We start from the raw sequence: 19,378 nt of genomic DNA on the forward strand, positions 1-19,378 counted from the left end.
AAATTCACTGCTCATGCAAACGCCAATCTCAAAAGACCGTAACCCTCGCCACTCAGATGGCCGGGGCAGGCCTCATTGCCAGCCGAACTTGCGAATGTAGAATCCTTTCACGGCCTGGGTCAGTACCATGTACGCCAGCAGGATCATGGGCAAGAACACAAAGTACAGCGGTGGCAAGGCCTGTAATTTGAAGTAAGCGGCCAACGGCCCCATTGGCAGGAAGATGCCCACAGCCATGATCACCCCCGTCATGACCATCAACGGCATTGCCGCACGGCTTTGCAGGAACGGGATTTTCGGTGTGCGGATCATGTGCACAATCAGGGTTTGAGTCAGCAGCCCAACCACGAACCAGCCCGACTGGAAAAGGGTTTGGTGTTCAGGGGTATTGGCTTTAAACACATACCACATCAGGCCAAAGGTCAGAATGTCGAAAATCGAGCTGATCGGCCCAAAGAACAACATGAAACGCCCTACGTCCGCAGGCTGCCAGCGCTGCGGCTTTTTCAGCATTTCCTCATCAACGTTATCGAAAGGGATGGCGATTTGTGACACGTCATACAGCAGGTTCTGAACCAGCAGATGCATCGGCAACATTGGCAAAAACGGAATAAACGCACTGGCCACCAATACCGAAAACACATTGCCGAAGTTCGAGCTGGCGGTCATTTTGATGTACTTGAGCATGTTGGCAAAGGTCCGACGCCCTTCCAGCACACCCTCCTCCAGCACCATCAGGCTTTTCTCCAGCAAGATGATATCTGCCGCTTCCTTGGCAATATCCACCGCGCTGTCCACCGAAATCCCGATATCAGCCGTGCGCAGCGCAGGCGCATCATTGATCCCGTCTCCCATAAAGCCAACCACATGCCCGTTAGCCTTGAGCAAACGCACAATGCGTTCCTTGTGCGTCGGTGTCAGCCTGGCAAATACGTTGGTGGTTTCAACCGCTACCGCCAGTTCGGCATCGCTCATGCGCTCAATGTCATTGCCCATCAGCAAGCCTTGCTGCTCCAGGCCCACTTCACGGCAGATCTTGGCCGTAACCAGTTCGTTGTCGCCCGTCAGAACTTTTACCGCAACCCCATGCTCTGCCAACGCTTTAAGCGCAGGCGCGGTGCTCTCTTTGGGCGGATCCAGAAACGCTACATAACCAATCAGCGTCAGTTCCTGCTCATCGCTCAGGCTGTATGTCTCGCGCCCTTCCGTCATCGGCCGCGCAGCCACTGCCACTACGCGCAAGCCTTCTTCGTTGAAGGCCGCGGTAACCTGGCGAATACGCGCCAGCAGTTCGTCGCTCAGGGCTTCTTCACGCTCACCATGACGCACGGTTTTGCACACCGAAAGCACTTCTTCGACAGCACCCTTGCAGATCAGCAAATGTGGCTGGTCCTGCTCGGCCACCACTACGGACATGCGGCGACGGGTAAAGTCGAACGGGATTTCATCGACCTTGTTGAAGGCCGTACCCACGTTCAATTCGCGGTGAACCTCGACATGCTCCAACACCGCCACGTCCAGCAGGTTTTTCAGCCCGGTCTGGTAGTAGCTGTTGAGGTAGGCCATTTCCAGCACGTCGTCGGACTCTTGCCCCCAGACATCCACATGCCTGGCCAGGAAAATCTTGTCCTGGGTCAGCGTGCCCGTTTTGTCGGTACACAGCACATCCATCGCGCCAAAGTTCTGGATCGCATCAAGACGTTTGACGATGACTTTTTTGCGTGACAGGAACACTGCGCCTTTGGCCAGGGTCGAGGTCACGATCATCGGCAGCATTTCCGGGGTCAGGCCCACCGCGACAGACAGTGCGAACAGCAAGGCTTCCGTCCAGTCGCCCTTGGTGAAACCATTGATGAACAGCACCAGTGGCGCCATCACAAACATAAAGCGGATCAGCAACCAGCTAACTTTGTTGACCCCGGTCTGAAACGAAGTCGGACCGCGATCGGTCGCGCCAACCCGCTGTGCCAGTGCCCCGAAGTAGGTGTTGTTGCCCGTGGTCAGTACCACCGCCGTGGCCGCGCCGGAGACCACGTTGGTGCCCATGAACAGAATATTGTCCAGTTCCAGCGGGTTACTGGTCTGGCTATCAAACTGACGCGCAAACTTCTCGACCGGCATCGATTCGCCCGTCATCGCCGCTTGGCTGACGAACAAATCCTTGGCGCTCAGTACCCGACAGTCTGCCGGAATCATGTCTCCCGCCGACAACACGATCAGATCACCCGGCACCAACTGTTTGATTGCCAGCTCAATACGCTGCGCGCCCCTGATTTTCTGTGCCGCGCCATAGAACTTGCCAAACATCGGCGATGCGTCAGCACTGAAATCGCGACGCATCACCGTCGCGGTGTTACTGACCATTTCCTTGAGGGCATCAGCCGCCTTGTTGGATTTGGCCTCTTGCCAAAACCGCAGCAACGTCGATAACACCACCATCGTGCCAATCACCACGGCGGCTTGAATGTCATCGGTGGCCAGAGATACAGCTGCGAGCAAGGTCAGCAGCAGGTTGAACGGGTTTTTGTAGCAGTGCCACAAATGTACCCAACGGCTCAGCGGCTGCTCGTGTTCAACTTCATTGAGCCCGTATTGCTGACGCTGCACCTCAACCTCGGCCTCACTCAGACCGTCGGTGTGGGTGCCCAGGTTGTCGATCAAAACGGCGCTGTCAGTATTGGCGGCCGCCACCAGAGTTTGCGCCAGGGTCGGTGGTACTTCGCGGCTGACCGTGGTGTTGGTCAGGCTGTCGAGCAAAGCCAGGCGGCGGAAGTGCCGGCCAATATGGCGGGTGCGCAAAAAGCCTGCGAAAAATTCTTTCAGGGCGAGTTTCATGGTGCTACTCCTGCGCCGCCTGCGCTCACCCCAAGCAGAGTGACTACACAGCCGGCCTTAATCTGGAACCGTCTTTCATGGTTTTAATCTCGTGAGCGAGCTTGGGGCTCGCGGTTATTCAAACAATCGCAAACTGCCCGGTAGCGCGGGCCGATGCTGGCGGCGGCGAACGAGTCTAAAGAAGTTGCCCATAACGATTCCCCTGGCGGTCAACGAAGCGGACAAGCAGGTACAGCCAAGCGTGCGCATGAGCCAAAAGGCACGCGCATACAACGCGTTGCGATGCGCCAAGGGCGTTAATCACACACGTTTCAGTGTCGGAAAGAGGGCTTGCGGGCTCGGGTCACAACAGCCCCGGGCAAGACGCCACCTCTCGCTATCAAGCAAGAAGCGGCAGGGGATTCTGCGCGCTAGCTTGCCGAAAATATGCCGGTCTTAGAACCCGGCCAACTACTGTCGCTCAAACTGCTATCCACTTGGTCTCTGCGCTATTGATCAAAACGCGGGCAGCTTACGCCCGACGTTTTAGAGAGTAAACCGTAGGAAGGCTTCCGCTTTATGAATCAGAAACTTCTTCAGGAAGAGTTCAGTTTCACCACGCGAATGTCATAAAGCCTGACATCCGCGCGGGATATGGCGTCTCAGCTCGCGCTGGCCAACATAGGCTCAGTCACCGCTGGATGCTGGCTGTTGCGCTTGTCATGGGCATACAGGGACGCCGAAATCTCATCTGCCCGAATCGGTAAAACCGACAACAAGGTGTCACTCAGGCCGTGGCTGGCCTGACAGAAACCTTGCATGTAAATCCCCGCCTTGCAGCGTTCATCTGTGACTATCCGGTAGTCCCGGCCTACTTCGAAGTCGCCCAGGTATTCAGCCAGTGGTGCCAGCAGGTGACGGTGCATCTGCCGCTCGTAACCGGTGGCCAGAATGACTGCATCGTAGTGTTGCTCCAGCATCTCGCCATTGGCGGTGTTGCGCAGCGCCAACTTGATGCCCTGCCCGTCTGCCGTGGCGTTTTCAATGCTGGTCAGGCTACGGAAAACATGACGGGCAATGCCCGAGACTTTCTGCCGATAGAAGATCGCGTAGATGCGCTCAATCAGATCGATGTCCACCACCGAATAGTTGGTGCTCTGATACTCGACAATCAGACGCTCGCGCTCGGCGGTGTTTTGGGCAAACACCAGATCGGTGAACTGTGGCGAAAACACCTCGTTGACGAACGGACTGTCATCCGCAGGTTTAAGTGCCGAACCACGCAGAATCAAGTCCACCTGAGCCGATGGATAACTGTCGTTCAAGTCGATAAACGCTTCAGCCGCACTCTGACCACCGCCAATAATTGCGATGCGCATCGGCTTGCCGCTGACACATGGCTGTTTGGCCATGCGCGCCAGGTACTGGGAATGATGGAAAACCCGCGGGTCATCCTTGAGCGCTTTGAAAACCGTCGGAATATTCGGCGTTCCCCCGGCACTCACTACCACAGAGCGCGTAGTACGAGCGTGTTGCAAGCCGTGAGAATCGCGGGAAATCACTCGCAGGGCTTCGACCTGCTGTTGATGCAGTACCGGCTCGATGCTCAGCACTTCTTCGCCATAACGGCTTTGCGCCTCAAAGTGCGACGCCACCCAGCGCAGGTAGTCGTTGAACTCCATACGACATGGATAAAAGGTCCCCAGGTTGATGAAATCCACCAGACGACCGTGGGCCTTGAGGTAATTGACGAAGGAATACGCACTGGTGGGATTGCGCAGCGTGACCAGATCCTTGAGGAACGAAATCTGCAGCTCACTCTGAGTGACCAGGGTGTTGCCGTGCCAGCGATAGTCAGCCTGTTTGTCTAAAAACAACGCATTCAGGGGGCCTTGAACCTGCCCGCGTTCTTCCAGGGCGATGGCCAGAGCCAGATTGGAAGGTCCGAAACCGATGCCGATCAGATCATGCACAACGCCCGCAGCGATTGCCTGTGTCATTTTCAGTGTCCTCTGGATTACCCCTCAACAGAGGGAAAAAAGCCCGTGACCGACTGCCCAGTGGCAGGGCAGCAGATCGTCTGTTGAGTAGGAACGAGAACACAGAAATGAAATTTAGGCATTGTCCCACTGCCGGATACGAATCCGGCAGTGCTTCATTGCGTTAACGATGTGCTTCTCGACCATGCTGCGGGATACCCCCAGACGGTCGGCAATTTCCAGGTGAGACAAGCCATCGAGTTTGCGCAGCAAAAAACACTCGCGACATGCCGCTGGCAACTCGGACAACGCCCGCTGGAGCATGTCCAGGCGCTGACCATGATCCATCAGCACCTGCGGCGAGGGGCTGTAAAAAAGCTCTTCGCTATCCAGCACTTCCAGCGGCTCGGCCTGGCGCAACGTGTTGCGCCTATGACCGTCGATCACCAGATTGAGCGCCGTGCGGTACAAAAATGCGCGAGGTTGAGCAATCGGCTCATCACTGGAACGCTCCAGCACGCGCACATATGCGTCATGCACCACATCTTCGGCCGCCTGGGCATTACCCAATCTGGCACTCAAAAAGCCCACCAGTTCGCGATAGTAGTTTTCCAACAGGACTCCTGGCCGCGACAGCAGCGGCAACACTCCGTGAGCGCAGAAACAGATCTAATGAAATAGCGGCATGATGATGGCACTTTTACAGATGTAATTTATAGTAATTCTCATATAGATTTAAACCCCAAGGCCACTACCCTCGTCGAATTATTTAGCAACAACCCTATAAACAAACAGCTAAATCCCTCGCCAAATCATTCGTTTACTCAACAGCTCCCCGTGTCTGTCGTCCTCGCGACAGCGTTTGCTCTGGGCATTTGGGCCCAATGGCATGACGACGGGCCGACTTCCATTGGCCGGAACCCTGCATGAAACGCCCTCGACAGACCCGACGTGCGCTGCTGATCACCCTGTGTTTATTACTCGGCGCCGCCTTGGCAGCCTGGCCTTTCCTGACGCCGGGCCGCGATGCCTATGACACCGTGCCCGTAACCCGGGGCGATATTGAAAGCAGCGTGACCGCACTCGGCACCCTGCAACCCCGGCAATATGTCGATGTGGGTGCACAGGCCTCAGGGCAAATCCACAAGATCCACGTCGACGTCGGCGCTGAAGTCAAGGAAGGCCAGCTTCTGGTCGAAATCGACCCGTCCACCCAAACCGCCAAACTCGATGCCAGCCGCTTTGCCATCGAAAACCTCAAGGCTCAACTGCAAGAACAACGCGCCCTGCACGATCTGGCAAAACAGAAGTTGCAGCGCCAGCAACACCTCGCAAAAGGCGGCGCCACCCGCGAAGAAGATGTTCAGGCGGCACAGGCTGAAGTCCGCACCACCCAGGCGCGGACCGACATGTTTGCGGCGCAGATCCGTCAGGCCCAGGCCAGTTTGCGCAGTGATGAAGCCGAACTGGGCTACACCCGCATCTTTGCGCCCATGTCCGGCACCGTGGTGGCACTGGATGCCCGCGAAGGCCAGACCCTCAATGCCCAACAGCAAACACCGCTGATCCTGCGCATCGCCAAGCTCTCGCCGATGACGGTCTGGGCTGAAGTCTCGGAAGCCGATATCGGCCATGTAAAAACCGGCATGCAGGCCTACTTCACCACCTTGAGCGGCGGCAACCGGCGCTGGAACAGCACCGTGCGCCAGGTCCTGCCCGTACCGCCCAAACCCCTCAACGAAAGCAGCCAGGGCGGCGGCAGCCCCGCAAGCAAAAGCGGCAGCGCCCGCGTGGTGCTCTATACCGTGCTGCTGGATGTCGACAACAACGATCAGGCACTGATGCCCGAAATGACCACCCAGGTGTTTTTTGTCGCCAATCAGGCTCGGGATGTATTGCTCGCGCCAATCATCGCGTTGCAGGGCACTACCGAGGGGGACCGCCAGACCGCCCATATCGTGAGCAAGAACGGCAAGGTCGAGCCTCGCGAAATCCGTACCGGCATCAGCGACCGTTTGCGCGTAGAAATCCTCGAAGGTCTGGATGAGGGCGATCACCTGCTGGTCGGCCCCGCTACCGGCAACGGAGGCTGAATGCCCACTCCCTTGATCGACCTGCAGGATATCCGCAAGGTCTACGGCGGCATCGACACGCCTGAAGTTCACGTGCTTAAAGGCATCAGTCTGTCGATCCATGCCGGGGAGTTCGTCGCCATCGTCGGCGCCTCGGGCTCGGGCAAGTCGACCCTGATGAACATCCTCGGCTGCCTCGACCGCCCAACCTCCGGGCGCTACCTGTTTGCCGGTGAAGACGTCGCCCGGCTCGACAGTGACGAGCTGGCCTGGTTGCGCCGCGAAGCCTTTGGCTTTGTGTTCCAGGGCTACCATTTGATCCCCTCGGCGTCGGCCCAGGAAAACGTCGAAATGCCGGCCATCTATGCTGGTACCCCGGCCGCCGAGCGTCACGCCCGTGCAGCCGCCCTGCTCGACCGCCTGGGTTTGGCCGAACGCACCGCCAACCGTCCGCACCAACTGTCCGGTGGTCAGCAACAACGGGTGTCGATCGCCCGCGCCCTGATGAACGGCGGGCATATCATCCTCGCCGACGAACCCACCGGGGCTCTCGACAGCCACAGCGGCGCCGAGGTCATGGCCCTGCTTGACGAACTGGCGAGCCAAGGCCATGTGGTTATCCTGATTACCCATGACCGCGAAGTCGCAGCACGGGCCAACCGGATCATCGAAGTGCGCGATGGCGAAGTTATCAGCGACAGTAGCAACGGCACGCACCTGCCCGCGACCGACAACCCCCAGGCCTTGCAGGCCATTGATCTGCGCAAGCGCCTGAGCGAAGGCAGCGAGGCCCGGGGAGCCTGGAAAGGCGAACTGGTCGATGCGGTTCACGCCGCCTGGCGAGTCATGTGGATCAACCGTTTTCGCACCGCCTTGACCCTGCTCGGCATTGTCATCGGCGTGGCCTCGGTGGTGGTGATGCTGGCCGTCGGCGAAGGCAGCAAACGCCAGGTGATGGCGGAAATGGGCGCCTTTGGCTCCAACATCATTTACCTCAGCGGCATGTCGCCAAGGCCCAGAGCGCCACTGGGCATCGTGACCCTCAATGACGTAGCCGCCCTCTCGACCTTGCCGCAAGTAAAAATGATCATGCCGATCAATGGCGCCGAGATTGGCGTGCGCTATGGCAATGTCGATCACACCCTGTACACCGGCGGCAACGGTATTGATTTTTCGGCGATCTTCAACTGGCCGGTAGTGCAAGGCAGCTTCTTCAGCCAGGCCGATGAAGACGCGGCTGCCGCCGTGGCGGTGATAGGCAAAAAGGTCCGCGATAAAGTGCTCAAGGATGTGCCCAACCCGATTGGCCAGTACATCCTGCTGGAAAACGTACCGTTTCGCGTGGTCGGGGTGCTTGCCGAAAAAGGCGCCAGCTCCGGCGACTCGGACAGCGATACGCGCATCGTGGTGCCTTACTCTGCGGCCAGCGTGCGCCTGTTCGGCACCCACAATCCGGAATATGTGGTGATCGCCGCCGCCGATGCGAGCAAGGTCAACCAGACCGAAAAGGCCATCGAGCAACTGATGCTCAGGCTGCACCACGGCAAACGCGATTTCGAAATCACCAACAACGCGGCGATGATTCAGGCCGAAGCCAAAACCCGCAACACCCTGTCGTTGATGCTCGGTTCGATCGCCGCCATCTCGCTGCTGGTGGGCGGTATCGGGGTGATGAACATCATGCTGATGACCGTGCGCGAGCGTACCCGCGAGATCGGCATTCGCATGGCCACCGGCGCCCGCCAGCGCGACATCCTGCGCCAGTTTTTGACCGAAGCACTGATGCTCTCGGTGGTCGGCGGCGTGGCCGGCATCACCCTGGCCTTTATCGTCGGTGGCGTATTGTTGCTCTGCGATGTGGCGGTGGCGTTCTCGCTGGTCGCAGTGCTCGGCGCCTTTGGCTGCGCATTGGTGACCGGCGTCATTTTCGGCTTTATGCCAGCCCGCAAGGCTGCCCGGCTAGACCCGGTCACGGCCCTTACCAGTGAATGAGCAATTGATGAAGCCGACCTTGAGCTTGTTGAGCCTGTGCCTGCTGCTGGGCGCTTGCAGCCACTCCACCCCTGACGACAATAACGACGTGGTTCCACCACCCTCCTGGCAGTCGGCACATGCACCAGCCAGCCAGCAGGTCAGCCAGCAATGGTGGGAACAGTTTGGTAGCCCCGAACTGGGCCGCCTGATCAGCCAGGCGCGGGCTGGCAGCTACGATCTGGCGGGCGCCATGGCCCGAGTCCGGCAAGCCCAGGCATCTGCCGTGATTGCCGGGGCACCGTTATTGCCCGAAGTAAAATTCGGCACCAATGCCAATCGTCAAAAACTGCTGCGCGGCAAAGGCTACAGTCAACTGGATGCCAGCGATGACAACAAGGCCGTGGACTATTTCGACGCCAGCCTGAGCGCCAGCTATGAAGTGGACTTCTGGGGCGGCAAAGCGGCAGCTCAGGACAGTGCGCTACAAGCGCTCAAGGCCAGCGAGTTTGATCGCGCGACGGTCGAGCTGACCTTGCTCAGCGGCGTCGCCAGCAGTTATGTGCAAACCCTGGCACTTGATGAACAACTGCGCATTGCCCGACTCAATCTGGCCAATGCGCAAAGTGTGTTGCACGTCGTGCAAACTCGCTATGACGCGGGCTCGGCCACAGCCCTGGAACTGGCCCAACAAAAGAGTCTGGTTGCCAGCCAACAACGGCAAGTGCCACTGGCTGGGCAACAGGCCCAGGAAGCACGGATCACCCTCGCCGTCCTGCTTGGTCAGCCCGTACAAAACCTGGCACTGGGCGACACCACTTTCGCCCGGCTGCATTGGCCATCGACAGGCAGCGGACTGCCCAGCGAGCTGCTCGGCCGACGCCCGGACATCGCCAGCGCCGAAGCCAAACTGATCGCCGCCCGGGCCGATATCACCGTGGCCCGCGCCGCCATGCTGCCCAGCCTGACCCTGAGCGCCAGCCTGGGCTCTGGCGCTGACCGTTTCAGCAATATCCTGCGCAGCCCGTTCTACACCCTCACTGCAGGGCTCGCAGCGCCGATCTTTAACAATGGCCGTCTAAGTGCCGAACGCGATAAAGCCACAGCACGTCAACAAGAGTTGCTGCAAGCCTATCGGGGCAGCATCATCAGCGCCTTTGCCGATGTCGAAAAAGCCCTCAACAGCGCCAGCGGTCTGGACCAGCAACGTCAATGGCAGGACGAGGAACTCAAGCAGGCGCAGCGGGCCTTTGACATTGCCCAAAGTCGCTACACCGCCGGGGCCGAAGGGCTGCTGACGGTTCTGCAAACACAAAGCACGCTGTACCAGGCCCAGGACCAGAGCGTGCAACTGCGCATGGCCCGGCTGCAGGCGAGTGTTGCGCTGTACAAGGCATTGGGTGGAGGTTGGCGGGTGCAGTAACCCGCCTGCTTCAGGTCTTGACCAGCAGGTGCCGCGCATACCACGGTCGCCGCGGGATGCGCCGCAGCAACCCGGTAATGCTCTTCTCATCGCCAAAGGTAATGCGCAGCGCCAGTTTCATGGTTTCGGGGTCCATCTCCACGGTTTTACCCGTGGCCAACCCCGGTGTTGTGCTACAGCCGTGGGTGAGCGGGCCCAGCCACGGGTCATCCACTTCCACCCAGCGCCCCGGCGCAAACCACGGCACGCCATTGACTTGCCGACGTGTCAGCTCCCCAGGGTGGAAGCGCTCATGGGCACGGTACCAATCCTCGAGACGATCATCGATCCAGCCATGAAAACTCCAGAACACCGGATTTACATGGGAGGAAAACGGATCACCCAAAAAGTCGTTTTCGGGCACATACCAGCGCCCGGCAAAATCCGCCGGATCACGGGCCATCGGCACCGGGGCGCCGTTGGACGGATCCCTCGGTACAGAGGCCCAGCGCATGTGCAGCCAGTCATGCAAACCTAGCTCAACCTCGGAACCAAACTGCCCCAAAGTCAGCGACGATAAATAGCGCGGGTCACGGTAGCGTGACTCCCAGACCTCGAAGTTGCTGTGAAAGGTTTCCGGCTGTTTGATATCACTCAACCACTGCGTATAGACCTCATCACCCTCCGCCAGCCAGGTCGGCGGCAAGGCGCTGCCATCGTGGTTATCAAAGTAACGAGCAAAGCCTGCACGATCACGCTCAAGCTCTGGCTGCGGTAATGGCAGCGCTGGCCATGACGGTAAATCCTGCATCGAGCGCGCGGTGCGCAACATATGTCGATGCATAAAGAAAAAATCAACTCCAGAGCCATTACGATCCTTGCGCGGGCCACGGGCATCGCGCTCCCTGTCGCGCTGGCCGGGTTGCCAGCCAATGCCACGCAGAGCGTTGCGTTTGTCTTCAGACAGCTCATGCCAGGTATCGCGGGATGCATGCCACAGCTGGTGAAACAACCGATGCTCAGGAGTCACCAGCCAGGCCAGCAACGTCGGGTTGAGGCCGATCCGTTCGCGGGCTTCAGGAAAGGTACGCTTGACGGCAACAAAGCTGTTGTCCTGCTCGGGCAAGGCCAATGGCCGCGCAAGATGCTGCACGCGCCCGCTGAGGGTGCCGCTGCCGGCATTACCGTAAGCGCCCCAGACTTCATCGAGGCTGAAACTGAACTCGTAATCAGGCTGGCCGTTAACCGACTCGCTGCTGGTGAGTCGCCAGTACATCCGCTTCGCATCCGGTGCCACCAGGTCGCCCAAAATGCGATAACGCGGCACCTGTGAGCCGTGCAAAATAGCCGCCGTGTCAAGATAACCGCGGACACCACGGCCACGTGGCGCGATATCGAGCCATAGCTCCAGATCATCTGCAGGCACACCGTCAAGCCCGGCATCCTGCCCGTTGAAGCGAATCGTCCAAAGCCCGCGCAACTGGTCGGCCAACTGCTGCCCGGCGGTATCCGCCAGGTCAACTGTCGCCTCGCCGGGCGTAATCGGCTCGTCCACTCGCGTCAACTCACGATGCCCATAAAACGCTGCTGGCGCTGCTGCGCCGGTGATCGCCAAACCAGCGATGAACCATCGTCGTGAAATCGTCATTGCCCTACCTGTCCCAGCCCGAATGCAGGCGTTATCCAAGCTAGAACGTTTGCTCAAGGACGAAATTTAGGAACTCTGCTGGCTGGATTCATGACCTGAGATCAAGACTGCTTTGCTTGATCGTAGGTTTTTCCCACGGATCAGTCCGAGGATACTCAACCTCATTCTTACGTCCCTCAAGGAGTTATCCATGACTATTCCAGCATTCGGCCTCGGTACTTTTCGTCTAAAAGGCCAAGTAGTAATCGACTCGGTAAAAAACGCCCTGGATCTGGGCTATCGGGCAGTCGACACCGCGCAGATCTATGAAAACGAAGCTGACGTCGGCCAGGCTATTGCCGAGAGTGGCGTAGCGCGGGACAAACTGTTTATCACCAGCAAGATCTGGGTCAGCCATTTTGCCGGGGACCAACTGATTCCGAGCTTGCAGGACAGCCTGAAAAAATTGCGCACCGATCACCTGGACCTGACCCTGATCCACTGGCCGTCACCGAAAAGTGCAGTCCCGGTAGCAGAATTTATGGGCGCATTGCTTAAAGCCAAAAAGCTGGGGCTGACCAAACAGATTGGCGTCTCGAACTTCACCATCGCGCTGATGAAAGAAGCGATTGCCGCTGTTGGCGCCGAACACATCGCCACCAATCAGATCGAACTTCACCCGTACCTGCAAAACCGTAAATTGGTTGAGTTCGCACAGAGCCAAGGTATTCATATCACCTCGTACATGACACTGGCCTACGGTGAAGTCCTGAACGATCCGGTGATCATCGAGATCGCCAAACGCCATGCCGCAACTGCGGCCCAAGTGACACTGGCCTGGGCGATGCAATTGGGATATTCGGTGATTCCGTCGTCGACCAAGCGCGCCAACCTCGAGAGCAACTTGAAGGCGTGTGAGTTAACCCTGACCGAAGATGACATGGCGCAGATTGCCGCACTGGATCGCGGCCACCGCCTGACCAACCCGCAGAGCGTTGCACCTCAGTGGGATTGACCGGGAACAGGGTATCTACAGAGATACTTCAACCGTGGGAGCGAGCAGGCTCGCTCCCACAAGGGGCTTGATCCGGAACAGAGTATCTACAAGGGTTGGCCCTGCAGGCCAAAGCGCTGCATCTGCATTTCCTGCAGGCGGCTCAAGGTGCGGCGAAAGGCGAACTCCAGGTAACCTTGGGTATAGAGCTGATCCATCGGCACCTGGGCTTCGATACATACCGGCACTTTGCGGTCGTAACATTCGTCGATCAGCGCAATAAAACGCCGCACGCTGTCATCGTATTTGGACAGCTGCGGCAGCTCGCGATCCCCGGCCTCGACTTTCACCGCCCCGTCTTCCGTACCCCGGGCAATTTTACCTTCGCGCTGCTCTGCACTCAGGCAAGGTACTCCGCTGAGCAACATCACCTTATAGCGGTCACAGATGTCCATGAACTCGGTGGCTGCCAGCGGCTGCTCACACAGCTCGTGGAAATTGCACCACAGCACGGCATCACTGGCGTGCACCACATTCAGCGAGCGATGGCCCACCCCAATCGGCTGATCAGACACCGTCTGGCCTTGGGTCAATTCCTTGAACACTGCTTCAATCGCGCTCGGCCGGCCCGGTTCAGTCACCCAATAGCGCTGATGAGCAATACCGGGGTGCAGCCGGTGGTCTTCAATACCGTCCACCGCAACCACATCCATATGCTGGAGAATCGCGCTGATCCCTGGGGCGAAGCGATCGCGGTTGAAGCCGTGACCATAGAGGTCTTGCGGCGGCTGGTTAGAGGTACAGACCAGCACCACCCCTTCATCGAACATGACTTGGAACAAACGCCCCAAAATGATCGCATCGGCAATGTCATTGACGAACAACTCGTCAAAACACAGCACTCTAACGTCCTCAGCCAGGCCTTTAGCCAGCGCCTTGAGTGGATCCGCTGTGCCGGTCAGCTGAAACAGGCGCTGATGCACCCATTGCATGAAGTGATGAAAATGCTGGCGTCGGGCCGGTACCCGCAGGCTTTGGTAGAACCGGTCCATCAACCAGGTTTTACCTCGCCCTACCGGGCCCCACAAATACACGCCATTGACCGACTTCGCCCCTGAGTGCAATGACTCATGACAGCGTTGCAACGCCTGTACAGCCAGCCATTGAGCAGGATCATGGACAAAGCCTTGCTGCTCGATGGCCTGTTGATATGCATTAAGGGGGGACTCGACATTCATACCGATGGCTGACTCCTGAAACAGAGATGCCAGTATGCCAGCAAGCCGATACGGGGGGCACTTGAAAAAGTTCGCATCGCCATCACATTGTTACCCCAGCAGTAACAGAGCCTTTTGCCATCAGGTCTTTTTCCTTTGGTAAAACAGCGTAAAATTACTCACATGTTCTAAACATTGCTTGACCCTGTTACACGGTACTTCGTACGCACCTGGCAATTTTCACATGTGTCGTAACTTCTTCCCGCCTCATCGGCAAATGAAGTCAGTCAGCTTTAACTCTTGATTACTTTAGAGGCCACGTTCATGAAAAATTTAATCGCACTCTTGCTTGCCGGTTTTGCAACACTTGCAGTTGCAGGTGAAACTTCCACCGTTCAACCTTCAGCTGTCGAACATTACAGCTACGGTACAAAACTGGATATCGCCCGCGTCGTCAGTCTGTCCACCATCCCCAACGTGTGTGAAGTCGTGCCGGCGACCATGACCTATGAAGACTCCCAGGGTCAGCGCCACACTGTCGAGTATCAGGTGATGGGTGACGGTTGCAGCATGCACTAGCCCTCGATGGCTGCACCTGCGGATACGACCCCAGGCCCCCTCTTGTGAGGGGGCCTTTTGTTGTGCGGACCATTAAGCAGCAGGATTGTTACTGATCCGGAAAGACTCCTTGGCGATCTTTTGACTTTAATCAATACGCGTGGGGCGTATTCTATGTTCATCCCTCAACGCAACATTGAAACAGGGCACGGTACTTCGTGCTGCATCACTTACCTCGTTGATGCAGCAACTTCTCCCGCCATGTCGGCAATTGAAGTCAGTGATTCGTGATTGTTTTAAGGTCTCCATAATGAAACGTTTGATCGCTCTTGCACTTATCAGTTTTTCAACACTGGCTGCTGCTGACGAACTTCAAGTTACGCAACAACAACCCGCTGTCGAACATTACACTTACGCCACTGACCTCGACATTGCCAACGTTATCAGCGTGTCACCGGTGGCCGATGTCTGCGACATTGTGCCGGCACAAATGACTTATGAAGACCATCAGGGCCAGCGTCATATTCTTGAATACCGGGTGATGGGTAATGGTTGCAGCAACGGCTGATACCACCGCTTGCGCCAGCTGCTCACAACAAGCCTCCGTATAGCGGGGGCTTTTTAATGGGTGGCACCAGGCTTGAAACAGGCAATAAAAAACCCGACCCTGTCACAACGTGTGATCAGGACCGGGTTGAAACGCTCAGCAGATAATTCGTTTCAGGTGTCCGAAATCAGTCTTTCTTCTCGGAGATCACCTTGCCAGTCGAATCGAAAACAATTTCGTATTCCAGGCCATCCACTTTCTTGATCCCCTCTGCTTTCCAAATGCCGGCAGCAGGGTCCTGGGCTTCAATTTTCTTGATCACGGTGTAACCGTTTTTGTTCTTGAGAACTTCAACCAATTCTTTGGAGAACGCCCAGTTCGGATCAGGCTGAGCCATCGCTGCACCGGCACCCAACAAAGCAGCAGTAGTGATCACAGCAGCAAAGGTTTTCTTCAACATTGTCTTAACTCCATTAATTGATGTTGTATCTGGTACTCAATGTGACTGGAACAACCGTAGCAGAGAAAAAACCGGCCATGCAGCTAAATGATATGCTTTTGACATGGCTCATGTTCTCGTTAGCTCTAGTGCGGGGTTAGAATACGCAAAACCGGGAAAAGCCAATGAGTGAAACACGCCTCACCGAAGCCCAATACGATGCCATCACCGAAGCTGCGGCTCAGTGGTGCATGCGCGTGCACGAGCCCGATTGCACCGATCAGGAACGCGAGGCTTTCGCTGTGTGGCTGGCGGCCGATCCCGTGCACGCATTTGAATATGAAGCGATGCTCGACATCTGGGATGTCAGCGAGCACCTGCCCCACCCCGCTCCCGCCACCGCCCAGGTGATTGCACTGCCCCGCGTGCAGCGTCGCAGCCCTTGGTCACGCTTTGCCGTGGCCGCGGCCGTCACCCTGCTTGCGGCCCCTGTGGCGGCTTACAGCGGCTGGCAACTGGGCTGGCTGCCCAATGCCTATGAACGTTTTACAGCTGACACCACTATCAGAACGGTGACGTTGCCCGATGGCAGCCAAGTCGAGCTAAACCTGGGCACACAACTGACCTTCAGCAACTACAAGGATCAGCGTCGGGTGACCCTGAGCAAGGGCGAGGCGTTTTTCAAGGTCAGTCACGATGTCACGCACCCGTTCCTGGTCCAGGCCGCAGAAGGGCGAATTCGGGTTACAGGCACCCAGTTCAATGTGTGGATGTACGAGGATCAGGTGCGGGTCACGCTGCTGGAAGGCTCGGTGCTGGTGACCAGCAACAAGAACCTAAGTGGCGATGGCTTGCGCCTGGAACCGGGCATGCAGGCGCGCTACAGGGCGGGCGACTACGCAGCGCAAATCAGCCAGACCTACGCCAATACCCCGGACCTGGCGTGGCGCACCGGCAAGCTGGTACTGGACAACCTGTCGCTGGCAGAGGCCCTGCCCCTGATCAACCGCTACCTCAATACCCCGCTGACTGTGGCAGACAGCGCCACTGGCAAGCTGCGCATTGGTGGCGTGTTCAACACCCGCGACATCAACCAGTTGGTGACCTCCCTGCCCAAAGTGTTGCCGGTGTACCTGAGCCGCAATGCGGATGGCCAGCCAGTGCTCAACGCCCGACCGCAAAACTTGTAGATACTCTGTTCCAGGTCACTCCCACGCTTGAAGTATCTCTGTAGCCGCTGAGGAGTGAAGCGAGGCTGCGTCGAGGGCGAAGCGCTCGTTAGCCTGAATGATCTTACGACTGCTACGCAGCCGATCGCAGCCTCGTACCTCGACAGCAGCTACAGAGTGACTTCGAGCGTGGGAGCGAACAGGGTGCCTGGCCTGAAATAGAGTATCTACAAACCTCCTTTTAGCTCCCCGCGAATTTGCACCGTCTGATATTCGGGGTCAGCCTTGATCTGCGCCTCCGTGAAGGGCAATGGTTGCCACTGTTTCCTGGAAAACGCTTGCGTCTGGTCACGGGCATACCTGGAGGCCGGATCGCTGGACAGCGAGAACGCCAGTAACCCTTGCGCCTTAGGCCCCTGCTCGTCGAAGGTCACGGTTTGCAAGTAACTGGTGCCGCTGACCACTTCGCGCTTTCCGTCCTGACCCGGCACGCTTTGCATGGCGTTGTACACGCCCAACGTCGCCGGGCCACCGTGGATCGGGGTTTGCTGGCCACCACTGCTGACGACCTGAATCTCGCCCCAGGTGACATCCGCGCCCAACCCGGTTTCAGCCACTGCGGCTGCCGAGGCCAGTAGCGCCTCATGCACCGCCTTGAGTACCTGCGCCTGACTCAGGTTCAGCCCACGCGGGGTGTGCTGCGGGTCTGCGGGGTCGAACGGCACGCGCCAAACATCCGCGACTTCAAGCAATTGCCCCATGATGTGCTGAAAGTGCACCAGGCCAATGCCACTGTCGAGATCTGCCTGTTGATCCCATGCCTTGAGGCTGGCACACAGCGGTGCAAGGCTCCTCGACGCGCTCGCACAGGCCTGCAGCAAGTCAGGCATGACCAACCCGGCCAGATACACCCGATCATCCATCACCATGCCTTGCAGATCCGACACGCTGATTGCCCCCGGCTGGCTCAGGCGTTGCAGGGCAAAGCGCGCACGCGGCCCCAGCGGCTGGCTGTCCTGGCTGATCAGGGGTGAAAAACCGGTCAACGGCGCCTTGGGGTTGACCATCCAGGCCGAGTCGTTGGAGTGCTGCACGTAATCATCACGCCGCAATTGTGGCAAATGACTTGCCGGGTAGATGCCCGGTTGCGCTGCACTCGGATCAACGGTCCAGCCACAGGCACTGCGGCTGCCATCAAGCAGGATCAGCTCAAGGCCTGCACGCGGATCGCTGCAGGCGGCGAGTTTAGCCGCGTCGACATAGGGCACTACCGAGACGTTCATGTACAGCGCCTGTCCCTGATCATCCACCGCCAGGGTGTTAACCCACGGAATGCCCTGGACCCGGTTCACGGACGCTTGCAGGGCATCGAGGCTCGGGGCTTGATTGATCGCATACCACTGCTGCAACACGCGGTCATTTTGCAGGTTGGCGTCGCGCAGGCTAAAGGCCACGTGATTATCCCAGTCGAGCTTGCCCGGCCACTGCACTATCGGGCCGAACACTGAGCTGTAGATATCCCGCGATACAGATTGCAGGCTGCCATCGGCTTGCTTGACGTCGACCGTCACGGTTTTTTTATCGAGTGCCCGCGACTGACCATCAAGCAGATAGCGCGTCGGGTCCTTCGGGTCGAGCTCAAGCCGGTACAGAGTGAAGTGCTTTGACGTGTCGACGGTGTGGGTCCAGGCCATGTGCCGGTTAAAGCCGATATTGATCATCGGCAAGCCGGGCAGCGCAGCGCCCATCACGTCGAGCTTGCCGGGAATGGTCAACTGCATCTGGTAAAAACGCATCCCGCCCACCCATGGAAAATGCGGGTTGGCCAACAACATGGCGCGACCGGTTTGTGAGCGCTCGGCCCCTACAGCCACTGCGTTGCTGGCGCGGTCCAAGGCAAAGCGTTGCATGCGCTCGGCGGCGACTTCAAAGCTGCCGGCAGTTGTCTTGATACCGGCCGTGGCACGCGGCGGCGTTGCTGCTACCAAGGCCTCGGCAAATTGACCGGCCCCGCCCTCTACCAGTAAGCGACGGGTCAGCTTGACCAGGTCCTGTGCCGTGATGGGCCGTACCGAAGCATTGTCACATTGTGCCGGGAGTATTACGCGCTCACTGAGCTGGCGGTTGTAGCCGGCCACATAACCATTGATCAAATCCCGCACTTCAGGGGTTTGCGCCTGCCAAAAGGCAGACACCGCTTCGGGCGTATTGAGCCAAGTGAAAAACACATCGCTGGACAGGTTGTCGCGCTGCTCCAGGGTCAACGCCTCGGGGCCAAAATATTTGGCGCGCTCACCGTTGACGGTGACCACTTCATTGGCCAAAAGACACAGGTTGTCCTGGGCATAGGCATAACCGATGCCATAGCCCAGGCCGCGCTCATCAGCGGCACGAATATGCGGCACGCCAAAAGTGGTACGGCGGATATCTGCGCTCACGTCGCTGGCGGGCGTGCTGGCCAGGGCTGAAACGCTCAGCCCCAGGCACAGCCCTGCAAGGCACACTTTGCTTAACGGTCTGGAAATAATCACGTGCACTGCTGCTCCTTCACGACAAAAAGCCGGGCGGCGCAATCGATTGAAAACCACC

The 19,378-nt window shown here is 58.1% G+C and carries 14 protein-coding genes; 7 read left to right on the plus strand and 7 right to left on the minus strand.

Annotation, left to right across the window (positions count from 1 at the left end; translation table 11 throughout):
- Positions 1-72 precede the first annotated feature (72 nt).
- The 3 genes from mgtA to U5A05_RS17075 form a co-directional block, all read right to left on the minus strand.
- A complete protein-coding gene (gene mgtA, locus U5A05_RS17065; RefSeq protein ID WP_321834048.1) occupies positions 73-2,835 on the minus strand; it encodes a magnesium-translocating P-type ATPase in 2,763 nt (920 codons plus the stop codon).
- Between the two features lie 641 nt (positions 2,836-3,476).
- Positions 3,477-4,814 (minus strand): lysine N(6)-hydroxylase/L-ornithine N(5)-oxygenase family protein, encoded by a 1,338-nt coding sequence (locus tag U5A05_RS17070; protein ID WP_261739095.1) that lies wholly within the window; start codon positions 4,812-4,814, stop codon positions 3,477-3,479.
- 114 nt (positions 4,815-4,928) lie between these two features.
- Positions 4,929-5,408: a sigma-70 family RNA polymerase sigma factor gene (locus tag U5A05_RS17075; RefSeq protein ID WP_321834051.1), complete on the minus strand. Its 480-nt coding sequence runs from the start codon at positions 5,406-5,408 to the stop codon at positions 4,929-4,931.
- Positions 5,409-5,719: 311 nt separating this feature from the next.
- On the opposite strand from U5A05_RS17075, the gene U5A05_RS17080 reads away from it, so the two are divergent.
- Genes U5A05_RS17080 through U5A05_RS17090 form a run of 3 tightly spaced genes read left to right on the plus strand, consistent with a single transcriptional unit; the run spans position 5,720 to position 10,259 of the window.
- A complete protein-coding gene (locus U5A05_RS17080) occupies positions 5,720-6,886 on the plus strand; it encodes an efflux RND transporter periplasmic adaptor subunit (protein ID WP_321834052.1) in 1,167 nt (388 codons plus the stop codon).
- Positions 6,887-8,857: a MacB family efflux pump subunit gene (locus U5A05_RS17085; RefSeq protein ID WP_261739098.1), complete on the plus strand. Its 1,971-nt coding sequence runs from the start codon at positions 6,887-6,889 to the stop codon at positions 8,855-8,857.
- Positions 8,858-8,864: 7 nt separating this feature from the next.
- On the plus strand, positions 8,865-10,259 hold the full coding sequence (locus U5A05_RS17090; protein WP_261739099.1) for an efflux transporter outer membrane subunit: 1,395 nt from the start codon (positions 8,865-8,867) through the stop codon (positions 10,257-10,259).
- A gap of 10 nt (positions 10,260-10,269) precedes the next feature.
- Here the strand turns inward: U5A05_RS17090 and pvdP are convergent, their stop codons facing one another.
- Positions 10,270-11,886, minus strand: a complete 1,617-nt coding sequence (pvdP, locus tag U5A05_RS17095; RefSeq protein WP_261739100.1) for a pyoverdine maturation tyrosinase PvdP — start codon at positions 11,884-11,886, stop codon at positions 10,270-10,272.
- A 190-nt stretch (positions 11,887-12,076) separates the two neighbouring features.
- On the opposite strand from pvdP, the gene dkgB reads away from it, so the two are divergent.
- Positions 12,077-12,880 (plus strand): 2,5-didehydrogluconate reductase DkgB, encoded by an 804-nt coding sequence (dkgB, locus tag U5A05_RS17100; protein WP_321834053.1) that lies wholly within the window; start codon positions 12,077-12,079, stop codon positions 12,878-12,880.
- An 86-nt stretch (positions 12,881-12,966) separates the two neighbouring features.
- Here dkgB and zapE read toward each other — a convergent pair whose 3' ends face one another.
- Positions 12,967-14,097 (minus strand): cell division protein ZapE, encoded by a 1,131-nt coding sequence (zapE, locus tag U5A05_RS17105; RefSeq protein WP_321834056.1) that lies wholly within the window; start codon positions 14,095-14,097, stop codon positions 12,967-12,969.
- Positions 14,098-14,400: 303 nt separating this feature from the next.
- On the opposite strand from zapE, the gene U5A05_RS17110 reads away from it, so the two are divergent.
- Both U5A05_RS17110 and U5A05_RS17115 read left to right on the plus strand, forming a co-directional pair.
- A complete protein-coding gene (locus tag U5A05_RS17110) occupies positions 14,401-14,655 on the plus strand; it encodes a DUF2790 domain-containing protein (protein WP_261739103.1) in 255 nt (84 codons plus the stop codon).
- A gap of 289 nt (positions 14,656-14,944) precedes the next feature.
- On the plus strand, positions 14,945-15,202 hold the full coding sequence (locus tag U5A05_RS17115) for a DUF2790 domain-containing protein (protein WP_321834059.1): 258 nt from the start codon (positions 14,945-14,947) through the stop codon (positions 15,200-15,202).
- Positions 15,203-15,368: 166 nt separating this feature from the next.
- Here the strand turns inward: U5A05_RS17115 and U5A05_RS17120 are convergent, their stop codons facing one another.
- The gene (locus U5A05_RS17120; protein WP_261739105.1) at positions 15,369-15,641 is read right to left on the minus strand and encodes a PepSY domain-containing protein; all 273 of its coding nucleotides are present in this window, start codon (positions 15,639-15,641) and stop codon (positions 15,369-15,371) included.
- Positions 15,642-15,805: 164 nt separating this feature from the next.
- Here U5A05_RS17120 and U5A05_RS17125 point away from each other — a divergent pair, with 164 nt between their 5' ends.
- Positions 15,806-16,810: a FecR family protein gene (locus tag U5A05_RS17125; RefSeq protein ID WP_321834061.1), complete on the plus strand. Its 1,005-nt coding sequence runs from the start codon at positions 15,806-15,808 to the stop codon at positions 16,808-16,810.
- A 206-nt stretch (positions 16,811-17,016) separates the two neighbouring features.
- On the opposite strand, the gene pvdQ is transcribed toward U5A05_RS17125, so the two are convergent.
- Complete coding sequence (gene pvdQ, locus U5A05_RS17130) at positions 17,017-19,320, minus strand: bifunctional acylase PvdQ (RefSeq protein ID WP_321836528.1); 2,304 nt, start codon at positions 19,318-19,320, stop codon at positions 17,017-17,019.
- Positions 19,321-19,378: the final 58 nt, after the last annotated feature.

This window comes from Pseudomonas kulmbachensis, from assembly GCF_963681935.1.
GTDB lineage: Bacteria > Pseudomonadota > Gammaproteobacteria > Pseudomonadales > Pseudomonadaceae > Aquipseudomonas > Aquipseudomonas kulmbachensis.

Coding starts and splice junctions, on each gene's coding strand:
- zapE (WP_321834056.1), bottom strand. CDS start 14,097: ATGAATGTCGAGTCCCCCCTTAATGCATATCAACAGGCCATCGAGCAG.
- U5A05_RS17085 (WP_261739098.1), top strand. CDS start 6,887: ATGCCCACTCCCTTGATCGACCTGCAGGATATCCGCAAGGTCTACGGC.
- U5A05_RS17080 (WP_321834052.1), top strand. CDS start 5,720: ATGAAACGCCCTCGACAGACCCGACGTGCGCTGCTGATCACCCTGTGT.
- U5A05_RS17090 (WP_261739099.1), top strand. CDS start 8,865: ATGAAGCCGACCTTGAGCTTGTTGAGCCTGTGCCTGCTGCTGGGCGCT.
- U5A05_RS17110 (WP_261739103.1), top strand. CDS start 14,401: ATGAAAAATTTAATCGCACTCTTGCTTGCCGGTTTTGCAACACTTGCA.
- U5A05_RS17115 (WP_321834059.1), top strand. CDS start 14,945: ATGAAACGTTTGATCGCTCTTGCACTTATCAGTTTTTCAACACTGGCT.
- pvdP (WP_261739100.1), bottom strand. CDS start 11,886: ATGACGATTTCACGACGATGGTTCATCGCTGGTTTGGCGATCACCGGC.
- U5A05_RS17120 (WP_261739105.1), bottom strand. CDS start 15,641: ATGTTGAAGAAAACCTTTGCTGCTGTGATCACTACTGCTGCTTTGTTG.
- U5A05_RS17125 (WP_321834061.1), top strand. CDS start 15,806: ATGAGTGAAACACGCCTCACCGAAGCCCAATACGATGCCATCACCGAA.
- mgtA (WP_321834048.1), bottom strand. CDS start 2,835: ATGAAACTCGCCCTGAAAGAATTTTTCGCAGGCTTTTTGCGCACCCGC.
- dkgB (WP_321834053.1), top strand. CDS start 12,077: ATGACTATTCCAGCATTCGGCCTCGGTACTTTTCGTCTAAAAGGCCAA.
- U5A05_RS17070 (WP_261739095.1), bottom strand. CDS start 4,814: ATGACACAGGCAATCGCTGCGGGCGTTGTGCATGATCTGATCGGCATC.